The 22,045-nt window shown below is 70.5% G+C and carries 18 protein-coding genes and 1 pseudogene; 8 read left to right on the forward strand and 11 right to left on the reverse strand.

The genetic code is table 11. The features are described from left to right. Positions 1–65: 65 nt before the first annotated feature. The 7 genes and pseudogenes from fxsT to AB0P41_RS04455 all read right to left on the reverse strand — a co-directional run. Complete coding sequence (gene fxsT, locus AB0P41_RS04425) at positions 66–4,394, reverse strand: FxSxx-COOH system tetratricopeptide repeat protein (RefSeq protein WP_365930005.1); 4,329 nt, start codon at positions 4,392–4,394, stop codon at positions 66–68. Continuing rightward, positions 4,394–5,446: an AAA family ATPase gene (locus tag AB0P41_RS04430; protein WP_365930007.1), complete on the reverse strand. Its 1,053-nt coding sequence runs from the start codon at positions 5,444–5,446 to the stop codon at positions 4,394–4,396. Before AB0P41_RS04430 ends, fxsT begins: the two co-directional genes overlap by 1 nt. Next, positions 5,443–6,921: a hypothetical protein gene (locus tag AB0P41_RS04435; protein ID WP_365930009.1), complete on the reverse strand. Its 1,479-nt coding sequence runs from the start codon at positions 6,919–6,921 to the stop codon at positions 5,443–5,445. The genes AB0P41_RS04430 and AB0P41_RS04435 overlap by 4 nt, the downstream gene beginning before the upstream one ends. Before the next feature lie 194 nt (positions 6,922–7,115). Beyond that, the gene (locus AB0P41_RS04440) at positions 7,116–8,123 is read right to left on the reverse strand and encodes a LacI family DNA-binding transcriptional regulator (RefSeq protein ID WP_365930011.1); all 1,008 of its coding nucleotides are present in this window, start codon (positions 8,121–8,123) and stop codon (positions 7,116–7,118) included. Positions 8,124–8,414: 291 nt separating this feature from the next. Beyond that, positions 8,415–9,386, reverse strand: a complete 972-nt coding sequence (locus AB0P41_RS04445; RefSeq protein ID WP_365930013.1) for an arabinan endo-1,5-alpha-L-arabinosidase — start codon at positions 9,384–9,386, stop codon at positions 8,415–8,417. A 209-nt stretch (positions 9,387–9,595) separates the two neighbouring features. Beyond that, positions 9,596–10,783 carry a cytochrome P450 gene (locus AB0P41_RS04450; protein ID WP_365930725.1) on the reverse strand — a complete coding sequence of 396 codons (1,188 nt, stop codon included), beginning with the start codon at positions 10,781–10,783 and terminating at the stop codon, positions 9,596–9,598. Between the two features lie 32 nt (positions 10,784–10,815). Then, a pseudogene (locus AB0P41_RS04455) lies at positions 10,816–10,961 on the reverse strand (cytochrome P450); the annotation flags it as partial. A 110-nt stretch (positions 10,962–11,071) separates the two neighbouring features. Here AB0P41_RS04455 and AB0P41_RS04460 point away from each other — a divergent pair. After that, on the forward strand, positions 11,072–11,557 hold the full coding sequence (locus tag AB0P41_RS04460; protein WP_356713229.1) for a hypothetical protein: 486 nt from the start codon (positions 11,072–11,074) through the stop codon (positions 11,555–11,557). 130 nt (positions 11,558–11,687) lie between these two features. Here AB0P41_RS04460 and AB0P41_RS04465 read toward each other — a convergent pair whose 3' ends face one another. Continuing rightward, positions 11,688–12,317: a proteophosphoglycan 5 gene (locus AB0P41_RS04465; protein ID WP_356713231.1), complete on the reverse strand. Its 630-nt coding sequence runs from the start codon at positions 12,315–12,317 to the stop codon at positions 11,688–11,690. Between the two features lie 160 nt (positions 12,318–12,477). Here AB0P41_RS04465 and AB0P41_RS04470 point away from each other — a divergent pair, with 160 nt between their 5' ends. Next, positions 12,478–13,383: a hypothetical protein gene (locus AB0P41_RS04470; protein WP_365930015.1), complete on the forward strand. Its 906-nt coding sequence runs from the start codon at positions 12,478–12,480 to the stop codon at positions 13,381–13,383. 74 nt (positions 13,384–13,457) lie between these two features. Here the strand turns inward: AB0P41_RS04470 and AB0P41_RS04475 are convergent, their stop codons facing one another. Then, on the reverse strand, positions 13,458–15,488 hold the full coding sequence (locus AB0P41_RS04475; RefSeq protein ID WP_365930017.1) for an FG-GAP-like repeat-containing protein: 2,031 nt from the start codon (positions 15,486–15,488) through the stop codon (positions 13,458–13,460). Positions 15,489–15,716: 228 nt separating this feature from the next. Continuing rightward, the gene (locus tag AB0P41_RS04480) at positions 15,717–16,628 is read right to left on the reverse strand and encodes an alpha/beta hydrolase (RefSeq protein ID WP_365930019.1); all 912 of its coding nucleotides are present in this window, start codon (positions 16,626–16,628) and stop codon (positions 15,717–15,719) included. 83 nt (positions 16,629–16,711) lie between these two features. Between AB0P41_RS04480 and AB0P41_RS04485 the strand changes: the two genes are divergently transcribed. From AB0P41_RS04485 to AB0P41_RS04505, 5 genes are all read left to right on the forward strand, one after another. Continuing rightward, positions 16,712–17,242 (forward strand): CGNR zinc finger domain-containing protein, encoded by a 531-nt coding sequence (locus AB0P41_RS04485; protein ID WP_365930021.1) that lies wholly within the window; start codon positions 16,712–16,714, stop codon positions 17,240–17,242. 91 nt (positions 17,243–17,333) lie between these two features. Beyond that, the gene (locus AB0P41_RS04490) at positions 17,334–18,263 is read left to right on the forward strand and encodes an alpha/beta hydrolase (RefSeq protein ID WP_365930023.1); all 930 of its coding nucleotides are present in this window, start codon (positions 17,334–17,336) and stop codon (positions 18,261–18,263) included. Between the two features lie 110 nt (positions 18,264–18,373). Further along, the gene (locus tag AB0P41_RS04495; protein WP_356713243.1) at positions 18,374–19,114 is read left to right on the forward strand and encodes a class I SAM-dependent methyltransferase; all 741 of its coding nucleotides are present in this window, start codon (positions 18,374–18,376) and stop codon (positions 19,112–19,114) included. A gap of 116 nt (positions 19,115–19,230) precedes the next feature. Continuing rightward, complete coding sequence (locus AB0P41_RS04500) at positions 19,231–19,611, forward strand: FKBP-type peptidyl-prolyl cis-trans isomerase (RefSeq protein WP_356713245.1); 381 nt, start codon at positions 19,231–19,233, stop codon at positions 19,609–19,611. 136 nt (positions 19,612–19,747) lie between these two features. Continuing rightward, positions 19,748–20,107: an AraC family transcriptional regulator gene (locus AB0P41_RS04505; protein WP_356713502.1), complete on the forward strand. Its 360-nt coding sequence runs from the start codon at positions 19,748–19,750 to the stop codon at positions 20,105–20,107. A gap of 88 nt (positions 20,108–20,195) precedes the next feature. Here AB0P41_RS04505 and AB0P41_RS04510 read toward each other — a convergent pair whose 3' ends face one another. Continuing rightward, complete coding sequence (locus AB0P41_RS04510; protein WP_356713247.1) at positions 20,196–20,606, reverse strand: VOC family protein; 411 nt, start codon at positions 20,604–20,606, stop codon at positions 20,196–20,198. A gap of 146 nt (positions 20,607–20,752) precedes the next feature. On the opposite strand from AB0P41_RS04510, the gene AB0P41_RS04515 reads away from it, so the two are divergent. Further along, positions 20,753–22,012 (forward strand): GAF domain-containing protein, encoded by a 1,260-nt coding sequence (locus tag AB0P41_RS04515; protein ID WP_365930026.1) that lies wholly within the window; start codon positions 20,753–20,755, stop codon positions 22,010–22,012. Positions 22,013–22,045: the final 33 nt, after the last annotated feature.

The following is a 22,045-nucleotide window of genomic DNA, read 5'->3' on the forward strand; positions in this document are numbered from 1 at the left end:
TGCGGCCCCGTCCGCCGCCACGCGGCGGCGGACGGGGCCGACGGTCCAGCCGGCCTTAGCCGGCGTCACATCGGCAGCGGCGTGAGGTCGCATTCGATGCGCTGGTGGAGCCTGGCCGCGGTGTGCCAGGGGTGGTTCGCCCCGAGCAGTCGCGAAAGGCCCTGTACGGCAACGCCGTTGAGCCGGTCGGCCTCCGCCGACTCACCGAGTCCGCGCCGGTCGAGCGCGAGATTGGCCGTGCAGGCGAGTGTCAGCGGGTGCTCGGCCCCGGCGGTGTCGGTGAGCTTGGGGAGCAGGTCCGAGTCGACGGTCATGGCCTGCGCGAAGTCCAGCCGCGCGTAGTGGTCGTTGGCCCGGCACATTCCCGCGGTCAGCGTACCGACGTGCTTCGCCCCGAGTGCGTTCTCCAGGTTCTCGAGCGCCTCGGTGTCCAGCCGCTCCGCCCGGTCCGTGTCGCCCTGGGCCCGTAGTGTCGCCGCGAGATTCACCTTGGCGAACTGGGTGAAGGGGTGGTGGTCGCCGAGCACCTTGCGGTAGGCGGCGAGCGTCTGCTCCCCTAGCTCCCGGGAGCCTCCGAGGTCACCGTTGAGCCGGCGCTCCACCATGGCGTGGTTCGCCGCGCAGAGCGCATCGGTGTTGTTCAGCCCGTAACGGCTGGTGAAACGCTCGAGGGTCTGCTCGGCGAGAGCGGACGCACCCTCGACCACACCCGCCCTGCGCCGGCACACCGCGAGATTCAGCGCCGCGCGAATGGTCGCCGCGTTCGTCTCACCGAAGTGGGCGACGTAGGGCAGGTAGTTGGACTCCTGGAGTGCACGGGCGCCCAGGTAGTCACCCGCCTCACGCAGGTCGATGGCCAGCCCGTTCAACGTGTTGAGGGTGAGCCCGTTCACCGGCCCGTACAGCAGTTCCCTCTGGCGTGCGGTCTCCTCGTCGATCTCCCGCGCGAGGGCGAAGTTGCCGTTCAGCCGCAGCGTCACGCCGTAGTCGTGTGCGGCGCTCAGCGTCGTGGGGTCCTCGGGCCCGAAGAGGTCGCTCGCCCGGGTGAACGCCTCCTCGGCCAGTTCACGCGCCTGGCCGAACTCGCCCCGGTGCCGCAGTGCCCCCGCCATCTGCCACATCGAGTCGACGAGTTCCTCGTCCGGGATGTCCGCGCCCCGGGAGATCGCCAGCGCGCGCTCGTTGTGCACGACGCCCTCCGCGGGGCGCCCGAGCAGCCGCAGGTAGAAGCCGAGGAGCTTGGTGATCCTGATGACGTGCAGGTCCTCGTCACCTGACTGGTCACGCCATGCGGCCCACGCCAGCCGGGCCTGGGCCGCGCCCGATTCGTGCGCGCCCCAGTAGTAGAGGAAGAAGACGATGTCGTAGACGAGGTCGCGGACCCACCCGTCGGAGCTCTCCACCGCCCCGGAAGCGATCACATGCGGGAGGATGGCCTGGTAGGCGGGCCACTGGTCCGGCGACGCGGGTGCGCCCGGCTTGGCCGTCGTGAGCAGCAGATGGGCCGCCCGCGTCATCCTGGCCCGCTCCTCGGGGTCCATCCTGGCCACGATCACGTTCTGCATGAGCCGGTGCATCTGCAGGGTGGCGGTCTTGTGATCGAGCCTCACCAGCGACAGCTTGCTGAGGTCCCGGGTGGCACGCGCGAGGAGCAGCGGGTCGCGCAGGACCGGATCGAGCTCGGGCGTGACCTCGATGTTGCGGCCACCCCTGAAGAGGTTGAGCGGGATGGGTTCCGGCGCCATGCAGGCGCAGATCTCCAGGAGTTGGCGTGCGGCCGGGTTGTCCTGCGAGAGGCGCCCGAGGGAGATGTCCCAGACCGCCGCGACCGGCAGCGGGTAGTCGGGGGACGGGGCGAGCTCGAGGATCTCGGGCCGGCGTTCATCGAGCAGGGTGAGGTATTCGTTCACCGGCATCCCCGTGGCGGCGTGCCATGCACCCGCCTGCTCGACGGCGAGGGGCAGGTCGCCCAGTGCGGCGGCGAGCCGGTCCGCGTCGCCGGAGGCGAGGCCACGGGCCCGGCGCTGCAGGAGTGCGATGCTCTCCTCCCGGTCGAAGACATCGACGCTCAGGGGGGTGGCGACCCGTTCCCACTCACGGTTGCGGGAGGTGACGATGATCTTCCCGGGCCCGCCGTTGGGGAAGTAGGAGCGCACCGCCTCGATGTCCTCGGCGTTGTCGAAGACCAGCAGCCAGTTGTCGAACGGCTTGCCCGTCCGGAGTGCCTCACGCACGGCGGGCACCGCGGCGTTGGCCTGCGGTCCCACCTCCAGGCCCAGGCTGCGGGCCAGGTCGGCGAGAGCACCCAGGATCAGGTTCTCCTGCTCCGCGGGAATCCACCAGATGACATTGAACTCGCCGCTGTGGCGGTACACGTACTCGACGGCGATCTGCGACTTCCCGACGCCGCCCATGCCGTGCAGTGCGTGCGGGAGGACGGCCGCGGTCTCGTCCTCCCGCAACTGCTGTTCCACCGCCGCCAGAAGACTTTCCCGCCCGGTGAAGTTCGGGTTCTTCGGTGGCACGTTGCCCATGATCTTCGGCTGGCCGGTGCGGACGAACCGCAGCTCGGATGCGGGGGCAGGCGTGCGCTCGTCGACCCGATCCTGCTCGGTGTCTACGGGTGGTGTCGTCGGCGACACAGATCCTCCTGGTGGAACCGTCGGAAGCGACGGGGAAGCGGGGCCGTTCTCATTCACATCAGATGCCTCTTTATCATCAATTGTCGACCCTGCCGTGACGGCCACACCGTCCTGCAGCACGTCGTTGAGCCGCGCCACCCTCCGCCGGTACGGCATCCCTCCCAGAGCCCGGAGTACGGCCAGCTCGATGCGCAGCCACGCCGGTCCGCCCGCGCCGTCCGGAAGTGCCGCCTGTGCCGGGTCACGCAGTGCGGCGCGCAGCCGGATGCCCTGCGCCCGGCTGGCCCGCGCCTCGGCCAGCAGGCCCACGGCACGGGCGAGTTGGGTGCGGTTGCCGGTGGCCAGCAGGGCCTCGCGAATGCCGTCGGCGAAGTCGGGCCCGTCCTCGCCGTCCCGCTCCCAGTCGATGAGGCCACCCATCATCACCTCGGCCAGGTGCTCGGGGCGGGACGCGGGAAAGGCGCGGGCACGCAGCTCCTCGATCACGTCGAAACGCAAGGGGGCCACGGCCAGCAGGACCGCGAGATGGCGTGCGAGGGGGCTGGCGAGGGAGAAGAACCTGCGCACGGCGTCCGCCGCCGCGCGGGGCCCGTCGATCCTGGAGGCCCGCAGACCCGGAGCGGACACCCCCTTGGCCATCGCCCCGGCCAGGATCACGGGCAGCGTCCGCCGCACGCCGCGTTCGCCGGTGACGAGATCGGCCCAGGCACGGAACGAGCCGGGGCGCAGGCTGAGCACCGGTACGGCCACGGAACCGTCACCCGTATCGGGCAGTACGTGTGCGTGCTCGGGTACTCCGTGCGGTGGGTGGCAGATGAAGTGGCGGTTGAGCGCCCCGAACCCCGCGGCGTCCAGCCGTGCCCGGAACGGGTAGACGGAGGAGCGGTGGCGCAGGTACTGCGGCAGCAGGTGGACGAGCGCCGTCGGCCCGGCCGCGGAGAGCCGCCCCAGCAGCTCGTCGGCGCCGCTCCCGGCCCATCCCGGCGCCAGTCCGTCGGTCACGACGAGGAACAGCCGTGTCCCCCTGCCGTCCAGGAGTTCGGCGGGGTCGGCCCGCCGGTTGCCGGGCCAGCGCAGCTCGGGCGGGGCGGCATCGGGCAGCGAGACGTCGACCGTACGGACGTCCCGGAAGGCACCGCTGCGCACCGCCTCGTCGGCGAGCTGCCGTACGTCGCTGTCCCAGACGGGCATCGTGGGAGCCCTGTCCACGAGCAGCATCAGGTCGAAGGCGCGTTCCTGGACCGGATCGAGGTAGGGGATCCACAGTCCGTCGATCACACCGTTCTCGGCGGTGCGGGCCTCGTCGAGCCTGCTTTCGTGGCGTGACGGCACACGTCGGCCCAGGCCGCGCAGGGCCTTGGCCAAGGGCAGCGGCAGAACGCGCCTCGCGGGACGTGCCGGGTCGGGCAGGGCGGTGTCGGGCCGGCCATGCCGCACGGGGAGAGCGTCGAGCAGTTCCACGTCCTGGAGATCGGCGTCCAGGTGGCTCGCGGCGGGCACCGTGTCCTGTGCGCCGTCCTCGAACGCGGGAGCCTCGGCTTCGGGAAGTGCGTCCTCCGTGCGGTCGGGCAAGGGCGCGTCCGCCCGCCCGCTCCCCTCCTCCGCTCCGCGGCCCGCCCGGTGCCAGGCCGCTGCGAGCCAGACGGCGTCGGCGAGGTCCTGCCAGCTCGCCTCGCCGTCGGTTTCGCGAAGGCCGCCGCTGCTCGTGGCGGGTGACGCGTCCGGGGCGCGTTCCCGTGGCGAGCCGTTCATCAGCGACCCTTCGAGAGGTCGCGGAGAAGCATCTCGATGAGCTTACGCCCGTCGCCGTCGTCCCGGAATCCGTGGGCCGTGGTGAGTTGGACGGCGTTCAGCAGCTGATCGACGGACTGGGTGCCTCCGCCTTCCACCCGCCTGACGAAGTCGTCCACCAGGCCCTCGATGCCTTCCGGGCTCCGGCCCAGGTGACTGACGACGATGGACACCAGGTGTTCGCGGCTGGGCGGGCGCATCTCCAGCGGCAGGCACCGGCGTCGGAAGGCTGCGGGGAACTCGCGTTCGCCGTTGCTCGTGATCACGACGACGGGGAACTCCGCGCACTCGACCCGGCCCGCTTCGACGACGGCCCTGCACTGGGGATCGTCCGTGAAGACGGACACCTCGGCCATACCTGCCCGTACGAGTTCCGGAATCTCGTAACTGCCGTTCTCCAGAACGTGGAGCAGGTCGTTGGGCAGGTCGATGTCGCTCTTGTCCAACTCGTCGACGAGCAGCACCCTGGGGCGACCGTAGGCGAGCAGAGCCGTGCCCAGCGGGCCGAGGGTCACGAAGTCCCCGAGGTCGGGTGCGCCGCCCGTGCCGCTCTCCGCCTCCGGGGTGGACCCGGCACGCCACGCGGCGATGGCCTGGGCGCGCCCGATGGCGTCGTACTCGTACAGCCCGCCGCGCAGGGTGGTGCGGCTGACGATGCTCCACGGCAGCACTCTGCCCAGGCCCATCTCCTGTGCGATCAGATACGCCAGGGTGGACTTGCCGACCCCGGGCGGTCCGGTGATCAGCAGGGGGCGGCGCAGCAGGAGGGCGGCGTTGACCGCGTTGATCTCCTCCTCGCGTAACTGCGGGCCTTCCTGCACGGTGCCGAGCCGGCGCAGCGCGGACTGAGCGTCGTCGGGTGGGTCCTGCTGCAGCGGGCTCCCGGCGAACACCCGCCAGGGCGGGGGCTGCGGGAGCTGGGGCGGGTCGCCTGCCGGAGGCTGCCCCGTTGCGTGGAACACCCTCCAGGAGGGTGGCGTGACGGACTGCGCTGCCGAGACCTGCTCGGTCATGCTGTCAACTCCTCGCAGTCGACCAGGCGGTACGGGTCGTCCCAGAAGAACGCCATGTACTTACCCACGGAAAGGCTGTCACGCCCCAAGTCCTCAGCCTCCTGGCGGATCTGACTTACTTTCGACGGTAATTGCGCCGGCGGGTGAGCGAGCAGAAGGGTCAGCACCTGGCCGGACAGATCCGGGCTGTCCGGCCGACGGTCCCAGGCCGCCAGGCCGATCCCCTGTTCGATGGCGATGCTGAGCGCGTCCACACCGTGGCCGGGCAGAGCGGGAACATCGAGTATGACCGCGGTCAGACTCGGGTCCTTCACAAGTCTGGCATGCCAGCGTTCCAGTCGGTCGTCCTGTTGCCCGTGCCATCGATGGGCCTCCGCCACGCCGGCCTTCTTCAGCTGCGTCCACCGGGCCCGCCACCGGCCGTGCTCCCGCGTGTCGCGGGCCCTCATGCGCTCAAGGCTCCGCAGGTGCACATGGTAGTGAAGGCCGATCGGTGCCGCGACACGGGATCTCGTACCCAGTCGGATGCCTGCCATGTCGTGATTCAGGAATTCGAGAGGGAGGACGAACTCGATCTGCACGGGAGGATCACCTTCGCCCTCCGAGGCATCCGCCCAGCGTGACGCCCCCTGGGTGACCGCCCGTTCGACCGCACCGGCCAGCGCTTCGAGGTTCGTGCGCTCGATGTCTCCCGCCACGGGCTCCCAGTAGCCGGGCGCGGCGTTGACCCAATGACGTACGTAGACATCAGCCGAACTGTCGTCGGCCGGCTCCACCATCACGACGAGACAACGTGCGACATACGGGTCGGCCGGCGGCCGGGCCGCGATCGCGCGCCTCCGCTCCTCGAGCGCCCGCACGACGTCCGGTCCGGCTTCCCGGGCCCACGCGTCCGACCAGCCCCTGAGCTCCTCGCACAGCACCGACTGAGCCAGGGACGCGGTGGCCTCGACGAGCACCAGCGCCGGGGGCAGACCGTCGACCTGCGTGTTCACCGTGCACAGGTGGTCGAAGAGCTCGACAGGCGTCCGGCCGTACGGTACGTCAGCCCCGAGCTCGTGGTGCAGAATCGTGTGCAGCCGGGCCTCGTCGACGCGCCACACCTCTCCGAGCAGCTGGTGGGCCTCCCGCACCACGCCGGGGGTGAAGTCGCCCTCGTCCGGCTCGGCCGCATCGACGATCCGCGTCAGCTCGACCAGACTCTCGGGGCCACCGAGAGCGCGCACGGCGGACTTCAACGCTTCGAGGCCCTTTTCGAGCGGCAGCACGACCCGGAGGAAGGACAGCATGTCGGCCCGCGGGTTCTGGCGTCGGTAGACGATCTCCGCGGCGACCTGATCCGCGACGAAGCCGATGAACTGGCCGCACTGGTCGCGGTCGGTCACGAAGTCCTGATCGCACAGGAAGTCGACCAGTGCGACGATGAGCTGCGCCCTGGCGTCGCCCGGCTCGTCCGCTCCGGACAGCCCGTTCACCACCACCGACCACCCCCGTCGAGCCGGTAACACCTTCATGCCGGATCGCGAAGTTATCACGTGGGATCTTCAGCAACCAGCGGCACTTCAAGCCCTGTTGACCACCTGTGACACACGTCTGCGGAACCGCGACGAACCACTGCGGGATAGGTGACGGACACACCACCCGGACGGGTGAGAACGGGGGCGCGCAGTCACACCGGCGCGGGTCCCGAGCTCGCACGCTCCGTCAGAACCGGCTCCAGCAACTCCACTTCGTCCGTACCCCGGCCCGCGAGCTTCGCAACCACCTGTTCCACCGCCCGGCGTCCCATCTCCTGCGCCGGGATGGCCACGGACGTGAGCCGCACCGACGCCTGCGTGGCGACCTGTTCCGGGCAGATCGCCACGACGGACACGTCCTCCGGCACGGCCCGCCCCTGCTGCTGGAGCAGGTTGAGCAGCGGTTCGACGGCGGCCTCGTTCTGGACGATGAAACCGGTCGTCCCCGGCCGCTCGTCGAAGATCCGGCCCAGGGTGCCGGCCATCGCGGCGTAACCGCCCTCGCAGGGGCGGTGCAGGATCCGCATCCCGGTCGCCTGTGCCTTGGCCCGTATGCCGTCCACGGTCCGTTCGGCGAAACCGGTGTGCCGCTCGTAGACGGCGGCCGCTTCGCCGATCACGGCCACCTCTCGATGCCCGAGGCCGGCGAGGTGGTCCACGCAGAGCGCCCCGGTGGCCTCGAAGTCGAGATCCACACAGGTCAGCCCGGAGGTGTCCGCGGGCAGGCCGATGAGGACGGCGGTCCGGCCCGAGTCACGGAGCAGCGGCAGCCGTTCGTCGTGCAGTTCGACGTCCATCAGGATCATCGCGTCGGCCAGCGAACTGCCCGCGATCCGCCGGACGGCCGCCGGCCCCTCCTCCCCGGTGAGCAGGAGGACGTCGTAACCGTGCGTACGGGCGCTGGTGGCGACAGCGATGGCGATCTCCATCATCACCGGCACGTACATGTCCGTACGCAGGGGCACCATCAGGGCGACGATGTTGGACCTGCTGCTGGCGAGGGCGCGCGCACCCGCGTTGGGGTGGTACCCCAGCTGCTGGATACTCTGTTCCACCCGTTCCCGGGTGGAGGCCGAGATCGACCGCTTGCCGCTGAGGACATAGCTCACCGTGCTCGCGGAGACTCCGGCGTGCTGGGCGACCTCGGCAAGCGTGACCATTTCGGCTTCTCCCCTACAGATGGCGACCGGAGGGGAGAGCGGGTGAAGCGCTTCGACAGCGCCGTGCTGTGCTCCCCTTCGCACTCCGACATGCACAGACACCGTGGAGCCTAGACTCGCTCACAGGGACTGTCCAGAGTAGGAGTCGAAGCGCTTCGACCGTGGTGGGCAACGGTTCCCCGCCACCCACCGTGGCTCAGTACGCCGAGGGTGTCCAGCCCGCCGGCCATGCGGTCTCCTGCCCTGCGGCCCGGGAGTGGGCGAGCGCCGGCAGGAGGGCGCTCAGCGGGGTCAGTAGGCGACGGGCCATCCGCTGCTCCAGTTCAGAAGGTTGACGCCGAGCTTCGGGGTGCCGTTGTCCTGGCCGTCGTAGTAGTGGTAGACGAGCAGGTCGCCGTCGGAGTCCGCCATGATCGACTGACCGCCGGGGCCGATGTAGCGCCCGTGCGACTCCATGACGGGCGTGCCGCCGTTGCTGAGCATGCTGACGCCGTTCCTGTCCTTGTAGGGGCCGGTGACGCCGGTGGCCCGGCCCACCTTGATCTTGTACGTGGAGCTGGTGCCCGCGCAGCAGGTGTCGTACGAGGCGAAGAGGTAGTAGTAGCCGTTGCGCTTGACGATGGAGGGCGCCTCGACGGCCTTCGTCCCGGTGGGCCGGGAGGCGAGCGACCGGCGGGCGGTGTCCCCGGCGTACTGCTTGCCCGTCGACGGGTCGATCCGGATCATCTTGATGCCGGTCCACCAGGAGCCGAAGGACAGCCACCACTTGCCGTCGTCGTCGACGAACAGATTGGGGTCGATGGCGTTGTAGTCACTCGACGAGTTCGAGGTGTAGACGATCCCGTAGTCGCTCCAGCTGCCGGCCTGTCCGGTGGTGGAGGCCGCCAGGCCGATGGCTGAGGTGTTGGAGCCGAAGGACGAGACGGCGTAGTACATCAGGTACTTGCCACCCCGGTACGAGATGTCCGGGGCCCAGGGGTCGGACGCCGAGGAGTAGTTCTTCCACCAGGCCGGCTTGGTGGTGAAGGCGTTCCCGGAGCGGCCGAAGGCGGTTCGGTCGGTGGAGGTGCGGAGCTGGAGGCCCTCACCGGTCGAGTAGAGCAGGTACTGGCCGGACGAGCCGCGGATCATGCTGGGGTCGTGGACGACGATGTCACCGTTGACGATACCGGGGTTGGGGTAGGCGGAAGCGCTGCCTGGCACGAGGGCGAGCAGGAGCGCGGCGGGGAGCACGGCGAGGCTTCTCGTCAGAGTGCGGCTCATGAGGAGACTCCTTCGGGTCGGGGACGGGGTGCACCTCGCAGTCGCCGCCCGCACCGCTCGGGTTGCCGCGCGTCACTCACTTTCTCCGGAGAACCGGACACCGTCCGGCATTCCGAACGACCGCATGGTCCAGCCGGGTCGCACGGCCGGACACACGCCGGACGGGCCCGTGGCCGGCCTGGGGGCCCTCCCCCGCCGGCCGTCAGCCGTCAGCCGTGCAGCAGGACGGGAAAGGCCTCCATGTCGTTCTGCGTCATGACGGGCAGCTTGCGGATCTCGTCGTCGGCGATCGCGAGCTTCAGCTCCGGGAACCGCCCGAACAGCGCGGGCAGCGCGATGCCGGCCTCGACCCGGGACAGCGCGGCACCGGGGCAGATATGGGGCCCGTGGCCGAAGGTCATGTGCCGGATCGGCGTCGGCCGGGTGACGTCGAAGGCGTCGGCGTCGGCGCCGTGGTGGGTGATGTCCCGGCCGATGGCCCGGTAGGAGACCACCACGCCCTCTCCCTCGGCTATCACCTGGTCGCCGACCCGGATGTCCTCGGTGGCGAACCGCATCAGCAGGTGGGTGGTGGGCGTGTCCCAGCGCAGGGTCTCCTCGATGACCGTGTCCCACGGGATATCCCCGTCCAGCACCTTGCGGAGCTGGTCGGGGTGGGCGAGCAGCGCGCGTACGGCGTTGAGGATGAGCCCGATCGTGGTCTCGTGCCCGGCGGCCACCATCGCCTTGAGGTTGCCGACGACCTCCTCCTCGGTGAGCGGCTCCCCGCCCTCGTCGGCGAGGATCAGCGCGCTCGTGAGGTCGTCCGTGGGGCGGGCGGTCTTCTGCCGCACCAGTTCGGCGTAGAAGACATCGAGTTCGGCGATCAGCGCCAGTCGGTCCTCCTGCGGGGTGAGCATGGAGAAGAAGGCCTTGTACTGCCGGGTCAGCATGGGGTGCAGCGTCTCGTCCACCCCCATCAGCAGGCCGACGACCTTCATCGGGAGCGGCTGGGCGTACGCGGCCTTGAGGTCGACGACCCCGTACTCTCCCTGCGCGGCGAGCGCGTCCAGCAGCTCCTCGGTGAACCTCTCGATGGCGGGGCGGATCGCCTCCAGCCGGCGCGGCGTGAGGGCCTGGGAGGTCTTCGTCCGCAGCCGGCGGTGCTCCGCACCGTCCACGGTGAACATGGAACGTCCGGCGTCGATCATGCCGATCAGCGGCCAGGCATGGGTGACCTCCCCGCTCCGCCAGAGCCCCCAGGCGTCCAGATCCTTCACCAGGCGGGTGTCGACGAGGAGTTGGCGCGCTTCGGCGTGCCGGGTCACGGTCCACGCGGGGACGCCGAGGAGCTCGATGCGCGCGAGCGGGGCGGAAGCCCGCAGCGTCTCCGTCTCACCGTCGAGGTCCTGGACCATGGGGTCGATCACCACGGTCGCGTGCGGGCAGTTCACAGCGGGTCTCCTGTCGTGTGTACGGGAGCGAACCGGACGGCAGCGCGTTCATGCCCCGCAGGAAGGCGGACGGCCGCCTGACGAGCTCCCCGGCGGGTACGGCGAGTCCGAGGTCGGGCAGCCGGTCGAGGAGGACCTCGATCAACGCGGCACCACTATAAGGAGGTTGGGTGAAGCTTTGCGGAGCCTTCCGGGGGCCGGCGGACCGGCGTCCGGCCGGGGGGCCGCTCCATGCACGAATAGGCTCGCTCCGTGAGCAGGGACAGCGATGACGAGCCCGCCCTCATCCGATCGGAGTGGGGGACGTCCCGGTACGTCTACAACCCGGCCGATCCGGTCGGTCTCGCCCTCATCATCGGCTCGCTGCTGTTCGCCGGCGGGATGGCGTACACCCTTCACGACAGCGGTACATGGAGCGAGGGCGAGCTCCGGGAGGCCGTGCACTCCGCCGTCCGGACCCTGGAGGGCAGTGAGCAGACGGTCGGTTCCTGGAGTGGCGGCTACGACGGGCTGATCCGGGACGCGATCCGGGAGAGCGGCGAGGGCCCCTCCTACGGAGGGGTGAGCGTCTCGCCACCGTACGACAGGGACGCGCCCGGCGCGGTCGACCGGTTCGAGGTCACGGTAGAGGATGTCGACACGGTCTACTGCCTGAGCGTGTCGCCCCACGAGCCGGAGTCCGTCCTGGCGAGCGTCGAGGTGGCTCTCCGTATCAGCGTCGACGAGGACCGCTGCTGACCACCGCTGCCGGGCGGCCGGCGGAGCGTCGTGCGCCCTCCCGCAGGAGTCCGCAGCGGGCCGCAGCGGGCCGGCCGTGGCAGCACGCCGTACGCCGGCATGCGAGGGCGCGCCCGGCCGGGCATGCCGGTCAGAACGCGAGGAACGCCCGCGCCGCCGCCGCCCCGGCCTCGGCGTCCCGGTCCGTGGAGGGGACGACAGCGGCCACCAGGCCGGCGTCGACCTCCCCGTCGGCGGCGATCAGCGCGTCGATCGCCTCGTAGGGCGGCCGGCCCCCCTCGGAGTCAGGCATGCGCCGGGCGGTGGCGACGATTTTCCCCCGGGTCAGGGCTGCGGCCAGCACGGGCAGCCCCACGCTCCTGAACCCGTCGTCGAGTTCGTACGCGGCGCGGTACCAGGCGCTGCCGTCGAAGCCGTACACGAAGCCGAGGAAGAGCTCCGCGTCGCGGACCCGGCGGACAGGCGGCTCCCACCACTCGGGCGCACCGGCCAGCAGATCGGTCTCCTTCTCCTCGAAGAAGTCGGACGCCTCGGCGTAGAAGGTCTCGGAGTCGTTCCGGTCCTGTCCGAGCAGCACCGCACGGCCCTCGTCGAGGTGGTGCAGGTCGGCCCAGCTGCCGTGCCCGTCGTCGTAGTGCCACAGCGGCCAGAGCGCCCGGCACCGCTCGCCGTGCCCCGAGGCGGCCTGCACGGCGGCGAGAGCAGCCCAGCGCCCTCGCAACGCCATCGGGTCGGGAAGGTCGAGCTGCACCAGGGCCATGATCGGACTCCTTCGCGCGTGGTCGCGGCACGGTCGGTCCCCGTGCCTCTGCGGGATTCCGCACCCGCGGGGACGGGCTCCCGGCCCGCCGGACCACGGGCCGCAGGCCCATTTCGTCGCACGTGTACCCTCGCCGGGCATCGGTATACGCTGCCTGATCATGCGTATACCAGCACGCGGGCCGGCCGCCGGCGCCACCGCTCTCGTCACTGTCCTTCTCGCAGCGATCACTGGTTGCTCCTCCTCCGGTCCCTCCGACGACGACGGCTCCCAGCTGCTCACAGCACTCGGAAGCCTCGCCGACGACAGCGGCACGAAGGAGGTGACCTTCCTCGACGCCTCCCGCGTACGGGAGTTGAGCAAGGACGACGAGAAGCGGTTCACCCACGTCTCGCAGCCGGCCAGTCCCCTGCTCGATCCGTACGAGCCCGGTCTTCTGGGGCAGCGGTTCGAGGTCACCGGGATCGACACCGCGATCGACACCAGCGAGGCCGGGCACTGGTCGGGGTCGTTCGACGCGTCGGCGATCACCGAGTCACTGAAGTCCGAGGGCTATACGCAGAGCGAGAAGGACGGCCGGGAGGTCTGGGCGCACCCCGGCGGCACGGGAGCGGCACTCGAGGTCTCGGAGGACGAGATCTCCTACTCCACCCGGGACTCCGACCCCATGGCCGCGGTCGACCCCGAGGAGGGATCCTCCCTGGCGGACAACAAGGACTTCCGCCGGGCTGCCGAGTGCCTGGGTGATGTCTACCGCGCGGACTTCAACCCGCTCAGCTCCTCCAACCCGGTGCCCCTGGCGGCTCTGGGCCAGCAGGCGGAGTCCGCGGCCGAGAACACCGAGGTCCTCTGCTTCGTCGTGAAGGACGACGCGGCGGCCGACAGGCTGGAGTCCGAGCTGCGGACGGTGATCAGCGCCGAGTCGCCGAAGTTCGACGGCACGAAGGTGACCGTGGAGAAGGGCGACCGGCCGTTGGTACGAGCCGTCGTCCCCGACAGCGCCACCCAGCGGCCGGGGCGTCTGATCGTCTCCGACGTCGAACTGTGGATGACCGCCGCGCAGTAGGGGCGGGCACGCGCCGGTCCACCGAAGGTGTGGGGTTGGGCGGCGCTGCCCACCCCACACCGGCGGAGTGTGCGTCAGACGCACTTTCCGTTCAGCCAGGACGTGAATTCCTTCGTCCATGTGGTGGCCATCGGCACCGAGGTGACCGGAGAGCCGTACCGGGCCAACTTGTCCTGCCACGAGGCGTAGTTGCCGGAGGCGCTCGGAGCGGGTTCCTCCCAGTCGACCGTGTCGACCCAGGCGGGGTGACCCTTGAGCGTGGCACCGAGCCCTGCCGCCTCGATGCGCCGCTCGAGCTCGGGTCGCAGCGCGGTGTCATGCGTGTAGATCATGATCTTCTGGGCGGAGGCACGCTCCGAGATCGGCGCGACGACTTCGTTCCACGCGGTCTCGCGTATGGACGCGTCGCTGCTGAGCAAGGACTGCCTGGTCTCGCCCTTCAGTTCGACGAGGACTGCCATCTGCTGGGACCTGGCACTGTCGAGCCATTCCCGGAAGGTGTACACGGTCTCGCCGGCGTACGGGCCGCGGGTGATCGTGCGGCCCTTGAGCTGGTCGGCACCCGTGGCCCACCAGAGGTCCGTGATGGCGGCGCCGGTCCCGCTCAGCCCTCTGGTCGTGGTGTTGTGCCACATCACGCCCTTGGTGCCGTCCCTGGTCAGCTGGAGATCGGCCTCCACACCGCCCGCTCCCCAGCTCTTCTGCTGCGCGAGTCCCTTCGGGTGGTTCGGCGCCCGCACCTGGTCCCGCTCCCAGGCGTTCGCCCCGGTGGGGTAGCCGCCGTGACCGTAGACCGTCGGGCAGACGGGCAGGGCCCGGGGGCTGTTGTAGCCCTCGATCATGCGGACCCTGCCGAAGGTCCAGTTGCCGGCGGCTGACTCCCAGCTGTGCAGGGAGCCGTTGAGACTGCCGTCGGCTTTGGCGGTGAAGGTGATGGTCTTCACCCGGCCGTCGCTGTATCCGTAGAGGGTGGCGAGGTCGTCGCGGCCGTCACCGTTGTAGTCACCGGTGACGATCTTCATGCTGGACCGGCTGTACGAGCCAGCCGCGATGTTCAGGATCTCGCGCCGGTTGCCGAACCTGCCATCGGCGTCGAGCTCGAAGCTGATCAGGGCATCGTGCCCGTCGCTGTAGTCGTACCAGGCGGCCAGGTCGTCACGGCCGTCGCCGTCGAAGTCACCTGAGTGCAGGCTCGTGCGGCCGAACGTCCAGCCGGTCGACTCCCATCCGCGCACCGGCTCGTTGAAGCCACCGCCCGGCTTGGCGGTGAAGACCATCGTCGTCACGGTGCCCGAGGCGTACCCGTACAGGACGCCGAGATCGTCACGGCCGTCACCGTTGTAGTCGCCGGTGGCGAACTTCATGCGCTCGACGTGCCATCCGTCGGCATCGGTGCGCTCGAAGGACGAGAAGTGGGCGCCGAAGCCGCCGTCGGCGCCGGCCAGGAGTGTGAAGAGCTTGTCGTCGCCGTTGCCGTAGTCGTACCAGACGGCGATGTCGTCGCGGCCGTCACCGTCGAGGTCACCGGCCTGGGCGGTCATGGCTCCGAGGGTCCAGTTGCCGGGAGCGGCGGTCCAGGAGGAGAAGGGAGCGGCGAAGGTGCCGCTCCCCGTGCCGAGCCAGGTGAAGAGAGTGACCCGTCCGTCGTCGTACCCGTTGAACGCGGCGACGTCTCCGATGCCGTCGCCGTTGAAGTCACCGGTGACGTGCTTCATGCGGTCGGCCGAGAAGGTGCCTGCGCCCGTCTCCCAGCCCACCCCCGGCGCGGCGAAGCCTCCGTCCGCGCCGGCGAGGAAGGTGCGCAGCGCGTCGTGGCCGTCGCCGTAGTCGTACCAGGCGGCCATGTCACTGCGGCCGTCACCGTTGTAGTCGTGGCGGGCGCTCCCGCCGCCGGCTTGTGCGCTGACCGCGCGTGTTCCGCCGTCCGGCCGGGCCGCGACGGAACTGACGGCCGGAAGCCCGGTCCGGCCACGGGCGTCGGCAGTGGACGCGACGGGTGCCGGCCCTTCCTCGCCCACCACGGCGCTCGCGCTGCCGGTGCCCGCCTGCAGACCGAGCAGGGCACACACGACAGCGGCGCTTATTATCCCGACGGGTCTCTTCATCCGGCTGTTCCTCCCCCTTGTCACTGTCACTGTCACTGGCGCTGCCGCTGGCGCTGTCACTGGCGCTGTCACTGGACGAGAACAGCACCCGCGTCCACCGTCCACGGGTGCACCTCACATCCTTCCGCCCCTCGCCCCGGCGAAGCCGCGGACGATTAGATCACCGGCACCCGCTCCTGGACAGCCCCTGCCGGGCGCGCAGTCGTCGTTGTGAGCTGACGGACAGGATCAGGCCGCTTCGGCGCCCTCCACCTGCCGCCTACTTCCTGGTACTGGCTGATGTGCCGTCAGGAAGCCGCGGATGTAGGCGGACACCGTGTCCAGGTGGCTTTCGAGGAGGAAGTGTCCGCCTCCGGGAATCAGGTGGATCTCCGCGTCCGGCAGGTCCCTGGTGAAGGCGCGCGCTCCGGCCGGGCCGAAGATCTCGTCGCCCGCGCCCCAGACCGCGAGCAGAGGAACCTGGTGTTCCCGGAAGTAGGCGTGCACCCGAGGGTAGAGGAGCCGGTTGCCGGCGTAGTCGCGGAACAGGGCGAGCTGTACCAGGTCGTTGCCCGGCCGGCTGACCTCGCGGTGGTCGGCGGCCCAGGTGTCGGGGTCGACCGACTCGGGCCGTTCGACTCCGTGGAGGTACTGCCGACGGATGGCTTCGAGTGAGAGGGCGGATCGGGCGGCGGGTTCGGTGAGTGGGCCCGGGTTCTCGCCGTACGCCCACACGGGCTTCCAGAAGTCCGGTACGAACCCGTCCTCGTAGGCGTTGCCGTTCTGTGTGATCACCGCGGTGATCGCGCCCGGGGAGCGCAGGGCCAGGCGCCAGCCGATGGGCGCCCCGTAGTCCTGGACGTACATGGCGTAGCGGGTGACGCCGAGTTGGTTCAGCAGGGCTTCGGTGATGTCGGTCAGGGAGTCGAAGGTGTACGTGAACGCGTCCACCGGTGGGGCATCGGAGTTGCCGAAGCCGATGTGGTCCGGAGCGATGACGTGGAAGCGGTCGGCCAGCGCCGGGATGAGGTGACGGAACATGCGTGAGCTGGTGGGGAACCCGTGCAGGAGCAGGAGCGTGGGCGCTTCACGGGGCCCTGCCTCGCGGTAGAAGACACGGTGCCCCCGCACCGTCGCGTACCGGTGGAGAATCTCGACCACAGCGCTAACCCCTTCACACCCTCATGGCAGTTATCTCTCGGCAAGCAGTAGACCGCCCTTCGGGTAACCTGTCAAATGGCTTGATGGAGTTAGTCGAGAAGGCGGGGCCCATGGTGGACGACGAGGCACTGATGCAGGCCCTCAACAGCACTCCCGTCGCGGACGGCCGCCGTCAGGACCTCTGGCGCGATGACCAGGAGATGGAACGATGGGCACGGGAACACGGAGGGCTCGGCGACGAGGAGGAGCGCCGGTGGCTGCGCGCCGCCCGGGACGCACTTCAGGAAGCGACGTCGGGCGCACCGGCGGAATCCCGCCTGCAGCAGATCCTGACGGGCGTTCGTAAGATCCCGCAGATCGGCACGGCAGGCATCGAGTGGCACGTGGAGGTGCCGCCGCAGCGCCGACTGGCGGTGGAGCTCGTGCTCACGTGGGCGGATGTCGCGGAGCGCATGCCCGGCCGCCTGCGGCCGTGCGAGAACCCGGAGTGCCACCTGTTCCTCCTGGACCGGAGTCGCGCCAACTCGGCCCGGTGGTGCTCGATGAAAACCTGCGGGAACCGGCTCAAAGCCCGTCGGCACCAGGCCCGGACGCGGGAGAACCCGCGCCCCTGACAGCCCCCGGTGAGGCGGCGACTGCGCTACGGTGTACCAACGAGACGATACGTATCGCCTTATTGACGCCGCCCATGACAGGAGGAGCACCATGTCCCAGCACCGCTTCATCGACGCGGCCCCCGGCGTGCGCCTGTGGGCCGAGGAGCGAGGCTCCGCCGACACCCCTCCGCTCCTGCTGATCATGGGTGCCCAGACATCCGGCCTCGGCTGGCCGGAGGACCTGGTGGAGGCACTCGCCGCGCACCATCGGGTGATCCGCTACGACCACCGGGACACCGGCCGGTCCACCTGGGCCTTCGACCGGCAGCCGTACGCCGTCACCGACCTCGCCGAAGACGCGATCACAGTGCTGGACGGCCTGGGCGCCGACCGGGCCCACGTCGTGGGCATGTCCCTCGGCGGGATGCTCACGCAGCTGCTCATCGCCGACCACCCGGACCGCCTGCTGAGCGCGACCCTGATCGGGACGTCCGCGCTCAGCACCAGCCCGTACGTGCGGCCGGACGGAACGCACGTCCCGCCCGAGGAACTCCCCGGCATCGCACCCCACGTGCTGGAGATCTGGTCCCGCCCGGCCGAGGAGCGCGGCCCGGAGGGCGAGCTCGACGCCCGCGTCGCACACTGGCGGGCCCTGGCGGGCGACCAGCTCCCGTTCGACGCGGAAAACGCCCGCGAGCTGGAGCGGAGGATCATCGAGCACACCGGCCACCACGCCGCCGGCACCGCGCACGGCCGCGCGGACACCTCAGGCATGCTGCGCACCGGGGAGCTGGCGAAGACCGACGTGCCCACGCTCGTGATCTCGGCCCCGGCGGAACCGGTCTTCCCTCCCCCGCACCCGCAGCATCTCGCCCAGGTGATCCGCGGGGCGCGCACGGTCGAGATCCCGGGCATGGGCCACGCCCTCCCCCCGCAGGTCCTCACCCCGCTCGCCGCCGCAATCCTGGAGCACGCCGGGGCATCGGCGGACCAGCGCAGGGTCGTTGCGAAGCTGCGGACGAATGCGCGCCCGAAATGAGCGTAATGCCTGTCCCTTACCTCCCAACGACCGGGCCAGACGGCCGCGGGTGCGCGCTGCGGCTTTAATGCGTCGACAGCGCCTCTCCTTGAGCGGCAGAGTGGGCGTCCGTGACGAGCAGTGAGCTGTGGACCCGTGCGACCGCCGACCGCTACGACGCCGAGGAGACCGAGAGGTCCTCGGCCGCCTTTCTCGGACCCGCTCTCGACTTCCTCGCCGACCTCGCCGGAGACGGACGGGCGCTGGAGTTCGCCATCGGGACCGGCCGAGTGGGCGTCCCGCTCCGAGAGCGCGGCGTGCCGGTGGTGGGCATCGAACTGTCCGAGCACATGGCAGCGGTGTTGCGACGCAAAGCCGACGAGGACACGCTCCCGGTGGTCATCGGGGACATGGCCACCACCGTCGTTCCCGGCGGGTTCACCCTGGTCTATCTCGTCTACAACACCATCACGAACCTGCTCACGCAGGACGAGCAGGTCGAGTGCTTCCGTAACGCCGCACGTCATCTGGAGCCCGGCGGCCGATTCGTCATCGAGCTGACCGTGCCCCCGCTGCGGTTCCTGCCGCCCGGCCAGGTCGCGGTGCCGTTCGACGTCTCCGAGCGGCATCTCGGCTTCGACACCTTCGACCTCGTCGAGCAGATTCTCGTGTCCCACCACTTCACCCGTGACGGCGACGACGGCCGCTACCGCCGCGGCGCCTCCCGCCAGCGCTACACCTGGCCGTCGGAGCTCGACCTGATGGCAAGGATCGCTGGACTCGAGAGGGAACGTCGCGTCGCGGACTGGGACGGGGCGCCGTTCACCGAGGACTCCGCGAAGCACATCTCCGTGTGGCGCAAGCCGGCCTGAGGCCGGCCACCGTGGCTCCGAAGCACTCACTCCGGCAAGATGATCTACTGCACGGAGTGACCGTGCGCCTGGCTGGTCCGTCCGAGGACCCCCGGCGTCGAGCGAGTGAGGCCGCGATGAGCGAACCGACGAAGCCCGAGATCGACCTTCCGGAGGGTGACGCTCCCACCGAGCTGACCATCCGCGACCTCGTCGTCGGGGACGGGCCCGAGGCGAAGCCGGGCAGGGTCGTCCAGGTTCATTACGTCGGGGTCACCTTCGCGTCCGGAAGGGAGTTCGACGCCTCCTGGGACCGGGGCCGGACGTTCAAGTTCGCCGTGGGCGGCGGCAAGGTCATCAAGGGCTGGGACCGCGGAGTCAGGGGGATGAAGGTCGGCGGCCGGCGGGAGATCATCGTTCCCCCGCGCCTCGGCTACGGCAACCAGTCGCCCACGCCGTTGATCCCGGCGGGCTCGACACTCGTGTTCGTGGTGGACCTGCTCTCCGTCGCGGTCTGAGGCCCCGCTCCGGCGAACCACCGCATCAGCCTCGATGGCCGTCAGGCTCGGCCGCGAGGTCGGAGCCGCCCGGCAGCGGACCGCCCTGTGGTGGGATGGTGCCGTGAGCCGCACCGTGGAAGAGACCAACCGCCGCATGCTCCGGGCGCGGGACGCGATGGACCGTGCGTACGCGCAGCCGCTGGACGTGCCGGCCCTGGCCCGGATCGCCCACGTCTCCCCGGCCCACTTCGCCCGTACGTTCCGCGCCACCTTCGGTGAGACGCCGCACCGCTATCTGCAGCGGCGCCGGGTCGAACGGGCGATGTTCCTGCTGCGGGAGACTGACCGCAGTGTCACCGACATCTGTTACGAGGTCGGCTTCGGCAGCACCGGTACGTTCAGCCGCACGTTCCGCGACATCGTCGGCCGGTCGCCCAGGACGTACCGCAAGGAGGCGGCGGCCGTGGACGTGCCGACGTGCTTCACGAAGGCGTGGACAAGACCGAGCGCCTGAACCGCCTCCGCGGCCCGGCCTGTACGCAGGAGGAGCAGGGCGGCGGCGACCCGTCCGGGTGCCCCGCCCCTGGGCCCTGTTCTGTTTCTCAGCCCTTCGGCTGGGTGAAGCGGAGGTGGTTGCCGAAGGGATCGCGCAGGCCGCAGTCGATGCCGTACGGGCGCTCCGTCGGCTCGTCGGTGAACTCCACGCCCTGGGCCAGCAGCGTCTCGTACGTCTTGCGGCAGTCGTCCGTGGTGAGGATGAGCGCACTGCCCAGCGCGCCCTTCGTCAGCAGGTCGCGGATCTGTTCGGCCGTCTCCTCGGACATCGCCGGAGGGCCCGGCTTCTCCAGCAGGACCTGGCGGTCGGGATGGCCGGGGACGCTGATGGTCAGCCAGCGCATGAAGCCCATGTCGACGTCGGCGTTGACCTCCATGCCGAGCTTGCCGACGTAGAAGTCGAGGGCCTCGTCCTGGTCGAGGACGTAGATCTGTGAGTGTGTGATCGCGTTGAACATGTGCATCACGCTAGCCGGGGGGACCGGCGAAAACTTATCCAAAGCTGCTCAACTGCGGGAGGGTGGCCGCTCATCCCAGCGGGTTGTCGCGGGCGCCCGTTGCCCCGACGATGGGGAGGTACGGCGCCACGGACGGGAGGGGCGAGTTGACGGATCCCTGGGTGGCTCCGGCCGCCGACGCGAACGCGCGCCCCGGCGTCCGGCTCGGTGAACTGCGGCGGGCGCACGAGGCGTTCACCTCCGAGGGGCGGCTGGAGACGCCGGTGCGCTCCGTGGTGGGCCAGTCGTGGCGTCGCTCCGCCCGGGCGCGGGTCAGCCCTGACGGCGCAGCGCTGGTCGAGCTCCGCGCGGACGAACTCGGACCGTACCGGGACGCACATCGCCTGGCTCACGTCATGCCCGTGATCCGTGAACTCATGGGCGCCTACGCCATGGACGGCGAACATCTGCTGGCGGTCTGCGACGCCCACGGCAGGCTCCTCTGGGTCGAGGGGCATGCGCGGGCTCGTCGGCGCGCGGAGCGGATGAACTTCGTGGAAGGCGCCCGCTGGGCCGAGTCGGAGGCCGGGACGAACGCACCCGGCACGGCTCTCGCGATCGACCGTCCCGTCCAGGTGTTCGCCGCCGAGCACTTTCTCCGGCCGGTCCAGCAGTGGACGTGCGCGGCCGCCCCGCTGCACGACCCGCACACGGGCCGGGTGCTCGGTGCCGTCGACATCACCGGCGGGGACGGGCTCGCGCATCCGCACAGCCTGGCGTTCGTACAGGCTGTGGCGCGTGCCGCCGAGTCCCAGCTCGCCCTTGTCGCCCCACGGTCCGCCGACGGATCGGCGCGGCTCTCCGCGCTCGGTTGCGACGAGGCGCTCCTGGTGCTGGGCGGGCGGAGGATCCGGCTGAGCAGGCGGCACAGCGAGATCCTGGTGACGCTGGCCCTCCATCCGGAGGGCCTCGGCGGTGACGCCCTGCTGATCGAGCTGTACGAGGACGAGTCCGTCCCCCCGGTGACCCTGCGGGCCGAACTCGCGCGGCTGCGGCGGCTTCTGGGGCCGGAGCTGCTGCGCTCGCGTCCGTACCGGCTGGGCGCGCCGGTGGACAGCGACTTCGACACCGTCACGCGCAGGCTGGAGTCCGGCGCGGTGGCGGCAGCCCTCGGCGCGTACGCGGGTCCGCTGCTGCCGCGCTCGCAGGCACCGGCGGTCGGCCGCCTCCGACGCCGGATCGCCGGTCAGCTGCGGGCCGCGCTGATCGCGCGGGCCGATCCGGGGCTCCTCGCCGACTGGGCGTACAGCCCGTGGGGCGCGCAGGACCTCCCGGTCTGGCGGGCCCTCGCCGCGGCGGCGCCCCCGGAGCGGCGGGCGGCACTACTGGCGAGGGCTCAGGCACTCGACGCGGAGCAGCGCTCATAGGGCCGTTCACCGGGGCGGGCAGGCCGTGCAACG

Source organism: Streptomyces sp. NPDC079167 (assembly GCF_040686735.1).
Classification (GTDB): domain Bacteria; phylum Actinomycetota; class Actinomycetes; order Streptomycetales; family Streptomycetaceae; genus Streptomyces.